This is a genomic window from Pseudomonas libanensis (genome assembly GCF_001439685.1).
In the GTDB taxonomy this organism is placed as follows: domain Bacteria; phylum Pseudomonadota; class Gammaproteobacteria; order Pseudomonadales; family Pseudomonadaceae; genus Aquipseudomonas; species Aquipseudomonas libanensis.
The window spans coordinates 21371-36799 of sequence record NZ_JYLH01000023.1; the positions used below are offsets into that span (position 1 = coordinate 21371).

General features: G+C 59.2%; 13 protein-coding genes. 9 read left to right on the forward strand and 4 right to left on the reverse strand.

From position 1 onward, the window contains the following. The first annotated feature begins 50 nt into the window (after positions 1–50). A complete protein-coding gene (locus TU73_RS25980; protein ID WP_057014564.1) occupies positions 51–1787 on the forward strand; it encodes a cation:proton antiporter in 1737 nt (578 codons plus the stop codon). Here the strand turns inward: TU73_RS25980 and TU73_RS25985 are convergent. Next, positions 1774–2982: an ammonium transporter gene (locus tag TU73_RS25985; protein ID WP_057014565.1), complete on the reverse strand. Its 1209-nt coding sequence runs from the start codon at positions 2980–2982 to the stop codon at positions 1774–1776. The two genes, TU73_RS25980 and TU73_RS25985, sit on opposite strands and share 14 nt — an antisense overlap. 344 nt (positions 2983–3326) lie before the next feature. Here TU73_RS25985 and TU73_RS25990 point away from each other — a divergent pair, with 344 nt between their 5' ends. From TU73_RS25990 to TU73_RS26020, 7 genes are all read left to right on the forward strand, one after another. After that, the gene (locus tag TU73_RS25990) at positions 3327–3641 is read left to right on the forward strand and encodes an ElaB/YgaM/YqjD family protein (protein WP_005786475.1); all 315 of its coding nucleotides are present in this window, start codon (positions 3327–3329) and stop codon (positions 3639–3641) included. A gap of 5 nt (positions 3642–3646) precedes the next feature. Next, complete coding sequence (locus TU73_RS25995; RefSeq protein ID WP_043050447.1) at positions 3647–4051, forward strand: phage holin family protein; 405 nt, start codon at positions 3647–3649, stop codon at positions 4049–4051. Beyond that, positions 4048–4389 (forward strand): hypothetical protein, encoded by a 342-nt coding sequence (locus TU73_RS26000; RefSeq protein ID WP_057014566.1) that lies wholly within the window; start codon positions 4048–4050, stop codon positions 4387–4389. Before TU73_RS25995 ends, TU73_RS26000 begins: the two co-directional genes overlap by 4 nt. 166 nt (positions 4390–4555) lie before the next feature. Next, a complete protein-coding gene (locus TU73_RS26005; protein ID WP_046071610.1) occupies positions 4556–5887 on the forward strand; it encodes a deoxyguanosinetriphosphate triphosphohydrolase in 1332 nt (443 codons plus the stop codon). A 165-nt stretch (positions 5888–6052) separates the two neighbouring features. Continuing rightward, positions 6053–6445, forward strand: a complete 393-nt coding sequence (locus tag TU73_RS26010; RefSeq protein ID WP_057014567.1) for a response regulator — start codon at positions 6053–6055, stop codon at positions 6443–6445. 257 nt (positions 6446–6702) lie between these two features. Next, entirely contained in the window at positions 6703–7329 is a 627-nt protein-coding gene (locus TU73_RS26015; protein ID WP_057014568.1) for a response regulator transcription factor, read from the forward strand. A gap of 8 nt (positions 7330–7337) precedes the next feature. Continuing rightward, positions 7338–10973, forward strand: coding sequence for a transporter substrate-binding domain-containing protein (locus TU73_RS26020; protein ID WP_057014569.1), 3636 nt, complete (start codon positions 7338–7340; stop codon positions 10971–10973). A gap of 66 nt (positions 10974–11039) precedes the next feature. Here the strand turns inward: TU73_RS26020 and TU73_RS26025 are convergent, their stop codons facing one another. Both TU73_RS26025 and TU73_RS26030 read right to left on the reverse strand, forming a co-directional pair. Beyond that, positions 11040–11522, reverse strand: coding sequence for a GAF domain-containing protein (locus TU73_RS26025; RefSeq protein WP_057014570.1), 483 nt, complete (start codon positions 11520–11522; stop codon positions 11040–11042). Beyond that, complete coding sequence (locus TU73_RS26030) at positions 11519–12409, reverse strand: ATP-binding protein (RefSeq protein ID WP_057014571.1); 891 nt, start codon at positions 12407–12409, stop codon at positions 11519–11521. Before TU73_RS26030 ends, TU73_RS26025 begins: the two co-directional genes overlap by 4 nt. A 165-nt stretch (positions 12410–12574) precedes the next feature. Here TU73_RS26030 and TU73_RS26035 point away from each other — a divergent pair, with 165 nt between their 5' ends. Next, entirely contained in the window at positions 12575–14884 is a 2310-nt protein-coding gene (locus TU73_RS26035) for a hybrid sensor histidine kinase/response regulator (RefSeq protein WP_057014603.1), read from the forward strand. An 18-nt stretch (positions 14885–14902) separates the two neighbouring features. On the opposite strand, the gene TU73_RS26040 is transcribed toward TU73_RS26035, so the two are convergent. Beyond that, entirely contained in the window at positions 14903–15388 is a 486-nt protein-coding gene (locus tag TU73_RS26040; RefSeq protein ID WP_057014572.1) for a glutathione peroxidase, read from the reverse strand. Between the last annotated feature and the right edge of the window lie 41 nt (positions 15389–15429).

Sequence of the window (15429 nt, forward strand, 5' to 3'; positions counted from 1 at the left end):
ACTGATTCAGCGATTCTCGCGGCTTTTTTGCCCGTCCACCTGCAACGGAGATGCCCGTGTTTGCCAACCTGCTGATCATCCTGGCCTCATCTTTGGTGGTGATTGCGCTGTTTCGCCGGCTGCAACTGCCGCCGGTGCTGGGCTACCTGTGCGTGGGCCTGGCGGTGGGTCCGACTGCTTTGGACTGGGTGAACGATAACGAGGACCTGCCGGACCTGGCCGAGATGGGCGTGGTGTTCCTGCTGTTTTCCCTGGGCCTGGAGTTTTCCCTGTCGAAAATGTTTGCCCTGCGCCGCGTGGTGTTTGGCCTGGGCAGTTTACAGGTACTGGGCTGCGGGGCGCTGCTGGGTGGCCTATTGATGGGCTTTGGCCTGGCGCCGGGCATTGCGCTGTTGCTGGGTGCAGGGTTGGCGTTGTCGTCCACGGCCATCGTCAGCAAGGAATTGACCAGCCTCGGTGAGATCTTCAGCAGCCATGGCCAGAATGCGATTGGCGTGCTGCTGTTCCAGGACGTGGTGGCGGTACTGCTGCTGACGCTGGTGCCAGTGTTTGCCGGCAGCAGTGACCAAGCCTGGTACTGGGCGCTGCCGCTGACCCTGGGCAAGACTGTGGTGTTGTTCGCGGGCCTGTTATTCGCCAGCCGCTGGTTGCTGCCGCGGTTGTTTCGTGAAGTCGCGGCGTCCCATTCGGCGGAGTTGTTTGTATTGCTGGCGCTGGTGATTGTGCTGCTCACGGCCTGGCTCACCCATCTGCTCGGCCTGTCCCCTGCCCTTGGGGCGTTCCTGGCCGGCATGTTGCTGGGTGAAAGTCATTATCGTCACCAGATCGAAGCGGATATCCGACCGTTCCGAGACATTCTGCTGGGGCTGTTTTTTGTCAGCATCGGCATGTTGATCGACTTGCAGTTGTTCATCGGCCATAGCCTGTTGATCCTTGGCCTGACCCTCACGCTGATGCTGGTCAAAGGTTGCGTAGTCGCCACACTGGTCAAGCTGCGTGGCAGCGACACCGAAACCGCCTGGCGCAGCGGCCTGGCCCTGGCCCAGGGTGGCGAGTTCTGTTTTGCGTTGATGGCGCAGATGCAACAGAGCCGGCTGATTCCGGATCAATTCAACGGCCTGCTACTGGCCGCCACGTTCTGTTCGATGCTGTTGACGCCGTTGCTGTTGCGCGCAGCGCCGGCCATTGCCCTGCGCCTGCACCGCAAGCCCAACCAGCAGGTGCAACTGGAGCAGATCACCGCGCTCAATGCGCAACTGCATGGGCACGTGGTGATTTGTGGTTATGGGCGGGTGGGCCAATCCATCGGGCGTTTTTTGCGCCGCGAACACCAGGCGTTTATCGCCCTGGATGACGACCCCGAACGCGTACACGAAGCCGCCACCGAGGACAGCAGCGTGCATTATGGCGACTGCCGCCGTGGCGCCTTGCTCAGTGCCGTCGGCCTGGAGCGGGCGCGGTTGGTGGTGATCGCCGTGGACAACAGCGATGTCGCCCTGCTGGTGCTCAAGGAAGCGCGGCGGATCAACCCTGAGGTGCCGATCCTGGTGCGCACTCGCGATGACAGCCAGTTGGCTGAGCTCAAGGCCGCCGGTGCCAGTGAGGTGGTGCCTGAGCTGCTGGAGTCAAGCCTGATGCTCGCCTCCCACGCGCTGATCCTGCTGGGCCTGCCGGACCAACAGGTACAGGCGCGGGTCGATGAAGTGCGGCATAACCACTATCGCCTGTTGCACGGATTCGATCCGCAGCCCCGCGCTGATGAAGAGGCGCCGATCAATCCTGACTGACCGCGCCAATCTTGTGGATCGACAGGTCGGCACCGTAATACTCTTCTTCCTGGCTCAGGCGCAGGCCGTGCATGCGCTTGATCGCGCCGTACACCAGCAAGCCGCCGCCAAAGGCCACCACCACGCCAAGGCCGGTGCCGATCAACTGGCTGATCAGGCTCACGCCGCCCAGCCCACCCAGGGCGGTCTGCCCGAAGATGCCGCAGGCGATACCGCCCCACACCCCACACAAGCCATGCAAGGGCCATACACCCAGCACGTCATCGATCTTCCAACGATCCTGGGCGGCGATAAAACACCACACAAACAGCCCTCCGGCAATGGCCCCCGTGACCAGCGCGCCCACCGGGTGCATCAGGTCGGAACCGGCGCAGATCGCCACCAGCCCGGCCAATGGGCCGTTGTGCAGGAAGCCCGGGTCGTTACGCCCAATCACCAGCGCGGCAACCGTGCCGCCGACCATGGCCATCAACGAATTGACCGCCACCAGGCCACTGACCCCATCCAGGGTTTGCGCACTCATCACGTTAAAGCCAAACCAACCCACGATCAGGATCCACGACCCCAGCGCCAGGAAGGGAATGCTCGACGGCGCAAACGCCACCAGACGTCCTTCGCGATAACGCCCGTTGCGAGGGCCCAGCAGCAACACGGCTGCCAGCGCCAGCCAACCGCCCATGGCGTGTACCACCACGGAACCGGCAAAGTCGTGGAAGCCGGCACCAAAGGTTACGAGCAGCCAAGCTTGCAGGCCGAAGTTGCCGTTCCACACCATGCCTTCGAAAAAGGGGTAGATAAACGCCACGATCAGCGCGGTGGCGCACAGCTGCGGAGCAAACTTTGCTCGCTCGGCAATGCCGCCGGAAATGATGGCCGGGATGGCCGCAGCGAAGGTCAGCAGGAAGAAAAACTTCACCAGGCCGTAGCCCTGATCGGCACTGATCACGGCTGCTGGTTGCATGAAGTTCACGCCATAGGAGATCCAATAGCCTATAAAGAAATAGGCCAGAGTGGAGATCGCGAAGTCGCTGAGAATTTTCGACAAGGCGTTGACTTGGTTCTTCTGGCGCACCGTGCCGACTTCCAGGAAGGCAAAACCGGCGTGCATGGCCAGGACCATGACCGCACCAATCAGGATGAACAGGGTGTTGGAGCTATGGACAAGAGTGTCCACCGCACTTTGCAAATTTTCCATGGAGGTTGGCAGGCCTGCATCAAGGCAAAAAGCACCAAAGCGGTTCAAGCCAGGGTTTTGCGCACTAAATTGGCACCGACGACCCCGCCCTTGTTAAGAGGGCGTGAACCGCTTTAGCGCAGCGATCAACACACAGGCCGTTGCCGACAGGGTTTTTCCGCGGGTTTGAGTGATTTAGGGTAAGGTTTTTCAAGGCTTGCGCCACGACCGCCCGGATTCAGCGCAAGCCCCAGGGCCTGCGCACCAAGGCAAAGCAAAAGCTGTACCACACAATTGCACTGAACCTTCGGCGAACCCCGCGACTCGAAACCACACGTACAGATCAGCCACACACGGAGACAACTATGGCCGGTAAAACAGCAAAGACTGCTCAAGAGATACTGATGGCGGATTTTCAAACCCTGGTCAGTGATACCGAAAGGTTGCTGGACGACACTGCTGTGCTGGCCGGTGACCAGGCCGATGAGCTGCGCACCAAGATCCATGAGAGCCTGCTCAAGGCCCGCGAGACCCTGCAGTTGACCGAAGATTCGCTGCGTGAGCGCGGTCAGGCGGCGATCACTGCCACCGAAGACTACGTACAAGCCAACCCATGGCAGTCCGTCGGTATCGCTGCCGGCGTGGGCTTTTTGATCGGTCTGCTGGCTACAAGGCGCTAAATATCATGTCTATCGGCGAATCCAGCTCGTCAACGAGCGCACATTCTTCAGGAACCAGTTCCACCTCCCGACGCCTGGGCGCTGCTGTGCTGGGCTTGCTGCACAGCCATGTGGAGTTGTTCGGCATCGAACTGCAGGAGCAAAAGGCCCGCACCGTCAGCCTGTTGCTGTTTGCCGGGCTGGCGTTGGTGTTTGCCCTGCTCTTGCTGGTGGGGTTGTCGACGCTGGTGATGATCCTGGTATGGGACACCGGCTACCGACTGACCGGGATCATTTGTCTTTGCGTGTTCTACAGCCTGGCCGCCGCATTCTGCGGGGTGCGCTTGAAAGCGGCGGTGTTCGATGAGTCCACGCCGTTCCACGCCACGCTTGAAGAGCTGGCCAATGACCGGGAGCGCCTGCTGCCATGAGCACGACTGAGATCCCGCAAAACACCTCCCGCCGGGAAATGCGCAAGGCGCTGATCCGCCTGCGCATGGAAATGCACCGCCAGGAAATCCGCCATGAGTCCCAGCAACTGATGGCGCCCCTGCAAAAAATGCGCAATATGCGCCACAACTGGCAGGACAGCCTGGGCATCAAGCACGCACCACTGTGGGGCGTAGCGGCGGTGACGCTGATGGGCTTCTTTACCGGCAAGGGCGCCAAAGGTGGCAGTATCAGCAGCGTGACGCGCCTGATACGGCTAGGTGCCGGATTGATCCCGCTGATCAAACTGGCCATGCAAGGCGCTTCGCGCAAAAGCTGACCTGGCGTGAGTCAAAAACCGTAATGACCCGATATGTTCTGGTCATTGCGGTATTTTGCGCTGCCTGTTAATTGATATCGACACTGGCGACCGTTGGATTCGCTTGCCCCACCGAGGCCGAACCGGGAAGCTGGACCTGTCATTCACCGTACGGAGAGTACCCGCCTTGGATTGGCCCACCCTGCTGACCCGCGAACGCCTTGGAAAACCCCTGCACAGCCCGGAAGAACTGGGACGCAGCCCCTTTCACAAAGACCACGATCGCATTATCTTCTCCGGTGCATTCCGGCGCCTGGGGCGCAAGACACAGGTGCACCCGGTGTCGAGCAACGACCATATCCACACACGCCTGACTCACTCGCTGGAAGTCAGTTGCGTCGGGCGCTCCCTCGGCATGCGCGTGGGCGAAACCCTGCGCAGCGCCCTGCCCGACTGGTGCGACCCGAGCGACCTGGGCATGGTGGTGCAATCGGCCTGCCTGGCCCATGACATCGGCAACCCGCCGTTCGGACACTCCGGCGAAGACGCCATTCGCCACTGGTTCCAACAGGCCGCCGGGCGCGGCTGGCTGGATGACATGACCAGCGCCGAACGCAATGACTTCCTCAACTTCGAAGGCAATGCCCAGGGCTTTCGGGTGCTGACCCAGCTTGAATACCATCAGTTCGACGGCGGCACGCGGCTGACCTATGCCACCTTGGGGACGTATCTCAAATACCCCTGGACTGCCCGCCACGCCGACTCACTGGGCTACAAGAAACACAAGTTCGGCTGTTACCAGAGCGAGCTGCCGATTCTTGAACAGATCGCCCACAAGCTCGGCCTGCCCCAACTGGAGGAGCAACGCTGGGCCCGTCACCCCCTCGTTTACCTGATGGAGGCCGCCGACGACATCTGCTACGCGCTGATCGACCTGGAAGACGGCCTGGAAATGGAGCTGCTGCAGTACGCCGAGGTCGAGTCGCTATTGCTGGACCTGGTCGGCGATGACCTGCCACAAACCTATCGGCAGTTGGGCCCGCTTGACTCGCGGCGCCGCAAACTGGCGATCCTGCGTGGCAAGGCCATCGAACACCTGACCAACGCGGCAGCAAGGGCGTTTGTCGAACAGCAGGACGCCCTGCTCGCTGGCACACTGCCTGGCGACCTGGTCGAGCACATGCACGGCCCGGCAAAACGCTGCGTACTGGATGCCAAGGACATGGCGCGCAAGAAAATCTTCCAGGATAAACGCAAGACGCTGCATGAAATCGGCGCCTACACTACCCTGGAAATCCTGCTGAACGCATTCTGCGGTGCGGCCCTGGAACAACATGGCGGGCGTACCCCATCGTTCAAGAACAGGCGCATTCTCGACTTACTGGGCAATAGCGCGCCGGACCCGGCCTGGCCATTACATGCCTCGTTCCTGCGGATGATCGATTTCATCGCCGGCATGACCGACAGCTACGCCACAGAAATGGCGCGGGAAATGACCGGGCGTTCCAGCCCTCAGTAACAATTCGACCACGCATCCTGTTCCCTGAAGAGAATCGCCCTACGACGGGAACAGAGTGGCCTGATCGAATTCGTACATACACCCGAAGAATAATCACGCACGCTCTTAACGGACCAGCCGAGCAATTCCTCCCCCCATCGACGCTTGACTCACTGTGTGTTCTCTATGCCCAGATACCCTCTTCGTATTCTTTTGGTGGAGGATCACCCCTTTCAGCTCCTGGCCACCCAATGCCTGCTCAGAAGCTTCGGTTTCGAGCAACTGACGCCCGTGGAAAATGCCGAACAGGCCATACGTTTGATGAGCCAGTCCGAACACCCTTTCGATCTGATGCTATGTGACCAGTGCCTGCCTGACTTGCCCGGGCTTGAACTGGTAGAAATCGCCAGCCGCCAGCGCTTTATAACCAGTGCGATTCTGTTGAGCGGGTTACCCCCGGCGGAACTGATTAATCTGAAGAAGCAAGCCTTGCAACGAAATCTCCCGCTCCTTGGCTACTTATCAAAACCATTGAACAAAGATCAACTTGAACAGTTGATTGCCTCGACTTTCACTTAACGAATGTAGGAAATTAAACATTTCCGCTAGAGAAAACCGACGTGAGGCTCGTCGCAAATACCAAGGCGCCATTACATGACGCAGTCATGTCCAAAATACTTACATACACCTCCATCACACCTAGCAACTTGTAGGTGCCTGCCTTTTCTAGTGTAGGAACTTTCCTGTTTTGCTTCTACCGCCCTAAGGCTTCATGCTGCACCCTCACCTTCTGAGCTAATGTGCCCGCTTTATTTGCACCTGCATGGAATGTGATTATGAACTCTGTCTTTATTATCGATGACCACCCGGTTATACGACTCGCCATTCGAATGTTGCTGGAACACGAGGGCTACAAAGTCGTTGGTGAAACAGATAACGGGTGCGATGCCATACAGATGGTGCGTGAATGCCTTCCGGACCTGGTGATTCTCGACATCAGCATTCCCAAGCTTGATGGCCTTGAAGTCCTCTGCCGCTTCAACGCGATGAACACATCGATGAAGACGCTGGTGCTGACGGCCCAGTGCCCTACGCTCTTTGCGACGCGATGCATGCGTTCGGGCGCCGAGGGGTATGTGTGCAAGGAGGGGGACCTGAGCGAGTTGCTCAGCGCCATTCGTGCAGTGCTGTCGGGCTATAACTACTTCCCCAGCCAGGCGCTGAATAGTCCCGGCGCCGAAGGCGTGGACGCCCAGGAGCTGGAACTGTTCAAAACAGTCAACGACCGCGAACTGATGGTGCTGCAACTGTTTGCACAAGGCCGTACCAACAAGGAAATAGCCAAGGGTATGTTTCTGAGCAATAAAACTGTCAGCACTTATAAAAAGAGGCTAATGCAGAAACTCAAGGCCAAATCCTTGGTAGAACTCATCGAGATGGCAAAACGAAACGCGCTAGTGTGAGAAAGCGGATGCCCAGGCGTATAAAGGACTATCTGATTATATTGAGTGCCGGTTTGTGCTTCAGCACCACTGTGCTTGCGGAGCACCAAACCAGCCCGGAACACTTCACCCTCCTGAGTCGTGCCGGAGCCATTCAACTAGACACTCATTTTGACAAGGCTCAGCGCCAGTGGCTGCAGAACAAACGTGAACTGGTGCTGGGTACCTCCGCACCTGACTACCCGCCCTTCGACCTCACGTCCAGCGGTCATGATTATGAAGGCCTCACCGCTGATTACGCTGGATTGCTGGCCAAGGCGCTCTCCTTGCCCATCAAGGTCATGCGGTATCCGTCCCGCAAGGATGCCATTCGAGCCCTGGAGGCCGGGGAAATAGATTTGTTGGGCTCCTCCAACGGCTTTGAGGCCGCGACCCCCAATCTCATCCTGTCTGAACCCTACGCCGTGGACCAGCCTGTACTGGTCACCCGTGAGGGAGAAACCCGCAGTCTGAACGAAGGCCTGGAAGGGCTACGCTTGAGCCTTGTCTACCACTACCTGCCCCTCAACGAAGTAGAGAAGCTGTACCCCAATGCGATCATCCGCGCCTATCCGTCTTATCAGAATGCCTTGAATGCGGTGGCGTTCGACCAGGCGGATGTGTTTCTCGGCGACACCATTTCCACCCATTACATGATCAACAAGGGCTATCTCAAAAATATCCGCATGGCCAACTTCGGCAAGCATGAAGCGTATGGTTTCAGCTTTGCTACGCGCCAAGACAATCGGATCCTCCTGAGCATTGTCGACTCAGTCCTGGCAGCCGTGCCCGTCAACGAACGGGATAGCATCGCCAAACGCTGGAGCGCCGGCAGCGATATCCTGCTGACCGATAAGAAACTGCAACTGACCCAGCGTGAAGAGCGCTGGCTCAAAGAGCATCCTGTGGTGAAGGTGATCGTGAACGAAACCTTCGCGCCACTCACCTTCTTTGACGCAGACGGCAATTTTCGCGGGATTACCGCCGACCTCCTGGAGCTGATACGCCTGCGAACCGGCCTGCGTTTCTCGATCGAGCGCGGACGTGACGTCAATGCGATGATCGAGCAAGTCACCAGCCAGAAAGTCGATATGATCGGCGCTATCGTCCCGAGTAACGAAAGAGACTCGCAGCTCAATTTCAGCCGCCCTTACCTGGAAAACTCCTACGTATTGCTGACGCGCAAAGAGCCCGGGGCGCCCTCGAATATGGAGCAAATGGCCGGCAAGCGCCTGGCGATAACCCAAGGCAATCCCTTGGCCGCGAGCTTGAGCACAGACTTCCCGCAGATCCACCTGGTGGAAACCAGCGATACGTTCCGTGCGTCGGAATTGCTCGCCCAGGGGCAAGTGGACGGTGCTGTGAACACTCTGGTCATCGCCAACTACTTCCTGTCTTCCCAGGTTTTCCAGGACAGGCTGCAAATCAGCGCCAGCATCGGCACGACCCCCGCCACATTCACCCTGGCCACATCGCGCCAAGCCACGGAATTGAGTTCAATCCTCGACAAGGCGCTGCTCAGCATCGCCCCGGATGAAATGGGCGTGATCAACAGCCGCTGGCGTGGCTACACCGCCGCGTCCGACAGCTACTGGCGCAATTACCACCAACTGATCGCGCGGATCATCATCGGCACCGGGCTTCTGCTATTGATTTCCTTGACCTGGAACGCCTACATGCGCCGCCAGATCAAGCACCGCAAAATGGCCGAGCGCGCCCTCAATGATCAGTTCGAATTCATGCGCGCACTGGTCAATGAGACGCCACACCCGATCTACGTACGCGACCGCAATGGCCTGCTGCAGACCTGCAACGACAGCTACCTGCAGGTGTTCGATGTCAAGCGCGAAGACGTGATCGGCAAAAGCGTGACCCAGATGAGCATGGCCCTGGAGTCGGAGGCGGCGCAATACCATGCGGACTATCAGCGCGTGGTGGCCGAGGGGAACCCGCTGATCCTGGACCGCAGCCTGCATATCCATCAGAAGAAACTGACCATCTACCACTGGATCCTGCCCTACCGGGACTCCACCGGCGAGGTCCAGGGCATCATCGGCGGCTGGATCGATATCAGTGACCGTCGCCAGTTATTCGATGAGCTACGCGCCGCCAAGGAACGCGCCGACGAGGCCAATCGCGCCAAAAGTACGTTCCTTGCCACCATGAGCCACGAGATCCGCACGCCGATGAATGCGGTGATCGGCATGCTCGAACTGACACTCAAGCGTGCCGACCAAGGGCATCTTGATCGCCCGGCGATTGAAGTGGCCTACAACTCGGCCAAGGACCTGCTGGAATTGATCGGCGATATCCTCGATATCGCGCGTATTGAGTCCGGCCGTCTCAGCCTGGCCCCGGAACGCGTCAACCTGCGGGAGGTGATCGAGTCGGTCGTGCGCGTCTTCGACGGCCTTGCACGTCAGAAAACCCTGAGCCTGTTGCTGGAGTTCAAGCCCGACCTCAATGACATCGAGGTGCTGATAGACCCCCTGCGCTTCAAGCAAGTGCTCTCGAACCTCGTCAGCAACGCGATCAAGTTCACCGAACACGGGCAGGTGAAAATCAAAGTAGAGATACAGCCTACCCAGGCGCCGGAGCAGATCGAGTTGAAACTCGTCGTGGAAGACACCGGCATCGGCATCAACAGGGAAGACCAGTTGCGCCTGTTCGAACCCTTTGCCCAAGCCGACAACTCTGGGCACCTGGCCAGGAGCGGTGCGGGGTTGGGATTGGTCATCTGCCGCAGCCTGTGCGAAATGATGGGCGGTCAATTAAGCCTCAGTAGCGTGCCCCTGGTAGGCACCCAGGTGCACGTCAACCTCAGGATGCCGCGCCTGAGCCCGGTCCAGGCGCTGGGAGAGCACACGTCTGAAACGCCGGCCCGCACACCCGTGCTGAACGTGCTGGTGGTCGACGACCATCCGGCGAACCGCCTGCTGATGTGCCAGCAACTGGGCTACCTGGGCCATCAATTCACCGCCGCCGAGCACGGCGCAGCCGGGTTCCAGGCCTGGCGCCAGGAACGTTTCGACCTGGTGATCGCCGACTGCAACATGCCCATCATGAATGGCTACGAGCTGAGCCGTTCAATCCGCGAATACGAGCAACGGGAACAATTACCTGCCTGTGTGGTGCTGGGCTTTACTGCCAATGCCCAGCCGGAGGAAAGGCTACGGTGCGTGCAGGCCGGCATGGATGACTGCCTGTTCAAACCCATCAGCCTGACCGTGCTGGAGCGGCAGTTGGCGCAGATCGCCCCTCAACCGGCAAGCACACGACTGGACCTGGGGTGCCTGGAGGCCCTGACCGGCGGCGACCCGCAATTGAGTCGACGCTTGCTGGAAGAGCTGTTGAGCAGTAGCCGTCAAGACCGCCAGGCACTCATGGACCTGCTGAGCGGTAAAGCCTCGCTCGCGGACATCATTGAGCAGGCCCACAAAATCAAGGGAGCTGCTCGTATCGTTCAAGCCACTTCGCTGGCCGGGCAATGCGAAGCACTGGAACAAGCCTGCTCGCGCAATGAGCATTGGGCCGCGATCGAAACCGGTATCAAGGCCCTGGAAAAACTCATGCTGGAACTGGAGAGGGTCCTGCAAATTCAACTGGATGACCTGGACAGTCTGTAAGCGCCTGAACGCTGTAGGAGCGAGCAAACTCTCGCTCCTACAGCAGACGACATCAGCCCGCTTGTCTCAGCAATCGGTCAACCGCAGGAAGATGGCTGCAAGCTGTTCAATCCCCACCTGGTCCTGAGGTGTAAAACGGCCCAGCGACGGGCTGTCGAGGTCGAGGACGCCGACCAGTTGACCATCCTTGACCAACGGCACCACCAATTCGCTGTTGGAAGCGCTGTCACAGGCGATATGCCCCGGGAAAGCATGCACATCCTCGACTCGTTGGGTTTGCCGTGACGCCGCCGCCGCGCCACACACACCGCGGCCGAAGGGAATGCGCACACAGGCGATCTGCCCCTGGAATGGTCCAAGCACCAGTTCGTCATTGCGATTGAGGTAGAAGCCTGCCCAATTCAAGTCATCCAACTGATTGAACAGAAACGCGGAAAACTGCGCACTGTTGGCAATAAAGTCGCGCTCATCGGCGAGCAACGACTCAAGTTGCGCGCACAGCATGGCATAACCATCAAGGCCGGTACCGGCCTGTTGTAAATCGATCATGGTTGACGTTCCAGCAATTTAAGACCCACCCAGTAACGGGCGAACTGATAGGCACAGCGGCCATTGCGGTTGCCGCGGCCGGTAGCCCAGCGCACCGCCAGCACATCGAGTTGTTCGTCGCGCTGCCACTGCAAGCCAGCCTTGGCGGCCAACTCGCCAATCCAATGTTCCACCACATCCAGGAAGTGCTCCTGGGTGAAGGGGTAGAACGATAGCCACAAACCAAAACGGTCCGACAAGGCAATTTTGTCTTCTACCGCCTCACTCGGGTGCAGCTCGCCATCCACGCGTTTCCAATTGTCATTGTCGCTCTGGTTTTCCGGCACCAGGTGGCGACGGTTGGACGTAGCGTACAGCAGCACGTTTTCCGGCGCCTGCTCGAGGGAACCGTCCAACACGCTCTTGAGCACACGATAGTCGCCTTCACCGGCTTCGAACGACAGGTCATCGCAAAACAGAATGAAGCGCTGTGGTAGTTTGACCAGTTGCTCGACCACCCGTGGCAGGTCGGCCAGGTGGTCGCGCTCGATTTCGATCAAACGCAAGCCCGCCTTGGCATGCTGGGCGAGCAAGGCGCGTACCATGGAGGATTTTCCGGTGCCGCGCGACCCCCACAGCAGCGCATGATTGGCAGGCAATCCATCGAGAAACTGCTGGGTATTACGCGCCAGTTGTTCACGTTGCTTATCGACGCCGATCAGGTCCGACAGGCGCATGTCCAGGCTCACTTGCAGCGGCAACAGAAAGCCACTGCGCCCTTCGCGCTGCCAACGGGCGGCCAGGCACTGGTCCCAGTCGATGGCCTCGCGCAGGGCGGGCAACAAGGGTTCCAGGCGTGCGAGTACCGCATCGGCCCGCTCAAGGAAGGCATTCAATCGAGAATCCATGACTATTCCTCTGGCAAGTTCTTGTAAAAGATGGCGTATTAGCAACCCTGCGACACACCGCATGAGGCTGCATCAAAACAACGATTCATGCCGGGCGAGCCAGAGCTTGTGGATGTTCAGCTATGCTTGCCGGGCGAAGGGAAACGTGAAGTGGTTCAACACTCGATGGATATCAAGTTCGCCCACCGCTTGTCTTATAAACAAGCCAGATTGACTGTGCTGGTCGGTTTCGTCTTGGGAACCTTGCTCAGCCTGATCCAAATCGGCATTGATTATGCCAGTGAAGACGCATCCATCAACCGTGAAATACGCTCACTGATCGAAATCAGTCATAACCCCGCCTCCCGCATCGCCTATAACATCGATGCCGAACTCGCCCAGGAACTGGCCCTGGGTCTGCTGCACTCGCCTGCCATCACCCGGGCGCAGTTGATCGACAATAATGGCGTGGTCCTGGCCGACGTCGATCGTCCGCGCAAGGAAAGCAACTACCGGCCCATCAGTGATTTTTTGTTCAGCGCCAACCGTCAATTCGAGGACCGACTGTACCTCGGCCATATGCCGGACGAATCACTTGGCGTGCTGCGCCTTGACGTCGACACCTACGCCTTCGGCAGCCGTTTCCTGCACCGTGCCGAGATTACCCTGCTTAACGGATTTGTCCGCAGCCTGCTCCTGACCGGGATTCTGCTGGGCTTGTTCTACGTGATGCTGACCCAGCCGCTGGTGCGCATCATCCGAGAGCTGAGTACACGCAAACAGGCGCGCCTGGATTGCCCACCGGGGCACGAGCATGACGAGATCGGTGTGCTGGTCAATGTCGCCAACCTGCAATTCGAAAACATGGAGACCGAAATCCAGCAACGGCGCCACGCCGAGGACCGCCTGACGGAATACCTGAGCCAGCTGGAAAATATTGTTTCTGCGCGCACCCTTGAACTCAAGGCCAGCAACCAACGCTTGAGCCGATCCAACGATGAACTGGAAGCGGCGAAGACAACTGCACTGGCCATGGCCCAGGCAAGGGCGGCCTTCCTGGCCAATATGAGCCATGAAATCCGCACACCGCTCAATGGACTGCTGGGGATGATTGCGTTGTCACTGGACAGCCCGCTGAACGCCGAACAACGCCAGCAACTGTCCATCGCCCATGATTCAGGCAAAGTACTGGTCGAATTACTCAACGATATCCTCGACCTGTCCAAATTCGACGCCGGCCAGCTGGAACTGGAACATATCCCGTTCGACCTGGGCTCGCTGGTGGAAGACACCGCCAACCTGCTGTCGCAAAACGCGGCGCCGAGCGTGGAACTGACTTGCCTGATCGATCCACAGTTTCCCGCCCAGGTCATCGGCGACCCGACTCGTGTGCGGCAAATCGTCAGTAACCTGCTGTCCAATGCCCTGAAGTTCACCCGCTTCGGACGCGTCGATGTACGCCTGCGCGCCGCGCAGGGCCGGGTCAACATAGAAGTGTGTGACACCGGCATCGGCATCGCCCAGGATGCCCAGGCGAAGATCTTCCAGCCATTCACCCAGGCCGGTGCCGGCATCACCCGCCAGTTTGGCGGTACAGGGTTGGGGCTGGCGCTGACCCGTAACCTGTGCGAAGCCATGCAAGGACGTTTGAGCATCAGCTCGGAGGTGGGCTTTGGCAGCCAGTTCTGCGCCGATCTGCCGCTGCCCACGCATTTGCCTGCTACCCGCTACACCCCACTCACAGGTGACGTGATTGCCATCACCCACGCCGGCGGCGGCTTGACGGAGTTGCTCACCACCCTGCTGCCTTCCTGGGGGCTGACGCCACGCTGTTATTCCCAGGACGATGACTTGAGCGCACTGGCCCCCGACCTGTTGATCACTGATTGTCCGGAGTGCCTGTTTCGCTTGCGCCCAGGGATCCGCGCCCCGATTTTGCTGGTCACTGCCTACGGCAACTTCATGCCTGGCGAAGAGGTAGCGGCCCTGGCACCGCTGCAGCAACAAGCACGCCCATTGAGCCGCAACGCGCTTTACCAGATCCTGCAACGCAACCTGCGCAGCGACGTAGAACTGATCCTCGACCCGATCCAGATGGAGTCCGCACCGCTCGCTCACCGGGCACGTATCCTGTTGGTGGAGGACAACCCGGTCAATCAACTGGTGGCCAAGGGTATGCTCAGCAAGCTGGGATGTGAGGTCATCGTGGCCGCCCATGGGGGCGAAGCCCTGACGATGCTTGAGGACCAGCGCTTCGACATGGTGCTGATGGACTGCAACATGCCGGTGATGGATGGCTACGAGGCCAGCCGGCAGATTCGCCGCAGCGGGCGCTGGCCAGACCTGCCCATCGTCGCCTTGACCGCCAACGCCCTGTCCGAAGAGCGCGAGCGCTGCCGGGCGGCGGGCATGAACGACTACTTGGCCAAGCCGTTTCGCCGCGAAGAACTCCATGCCCTGCTGGAACTATGGGTACCGACGATCACAAGTCTCTAATCTGCCCCGCACTGCATCTCACTTGAGCAGGGCTTCGATCGCCTGGCTCAAGTCCTGGGGCTTGGTCGTCGGCGCAAAACGCTTGACCAGCTTGCCATCACGGCCGATAAGGAACTTGGTGAAGTTCCACTTGATGTTCTTGGAACCCAGCAGCCCCGGGGCCTGTTTTTTCAACTGCACGAACAGAGGGTGGGCATCGCTGCCATTGACATCGATCTTCTTGAACAGCGGAAAACTGACGCCGAAGTTCAGCTCACAGAACTCGGATATTGCGTCTTCGTTGCCCGGTTCCTGCTTGCCAAACTGATTGCAAGGAAAGCCGAGCACCACCAAGCCCTGATCCTTATAGCGCTGCCAGAGTTGCTCCAGGCCCTTGTACTGTGGCGTGAAACCGCACTTGCTGGCGGTGTTGACCACCAGAATGGCCTTGCCGGCGAAGTCGGCCAAGGTCTTTTGCTCGCCCTTGATGGTGGTGCAAGGGATGCTCAGCAGGGATTCGCTCATGGCAGAGCCTCAAGTCAGGGGAAGAAGTTTTAGGAGCGATC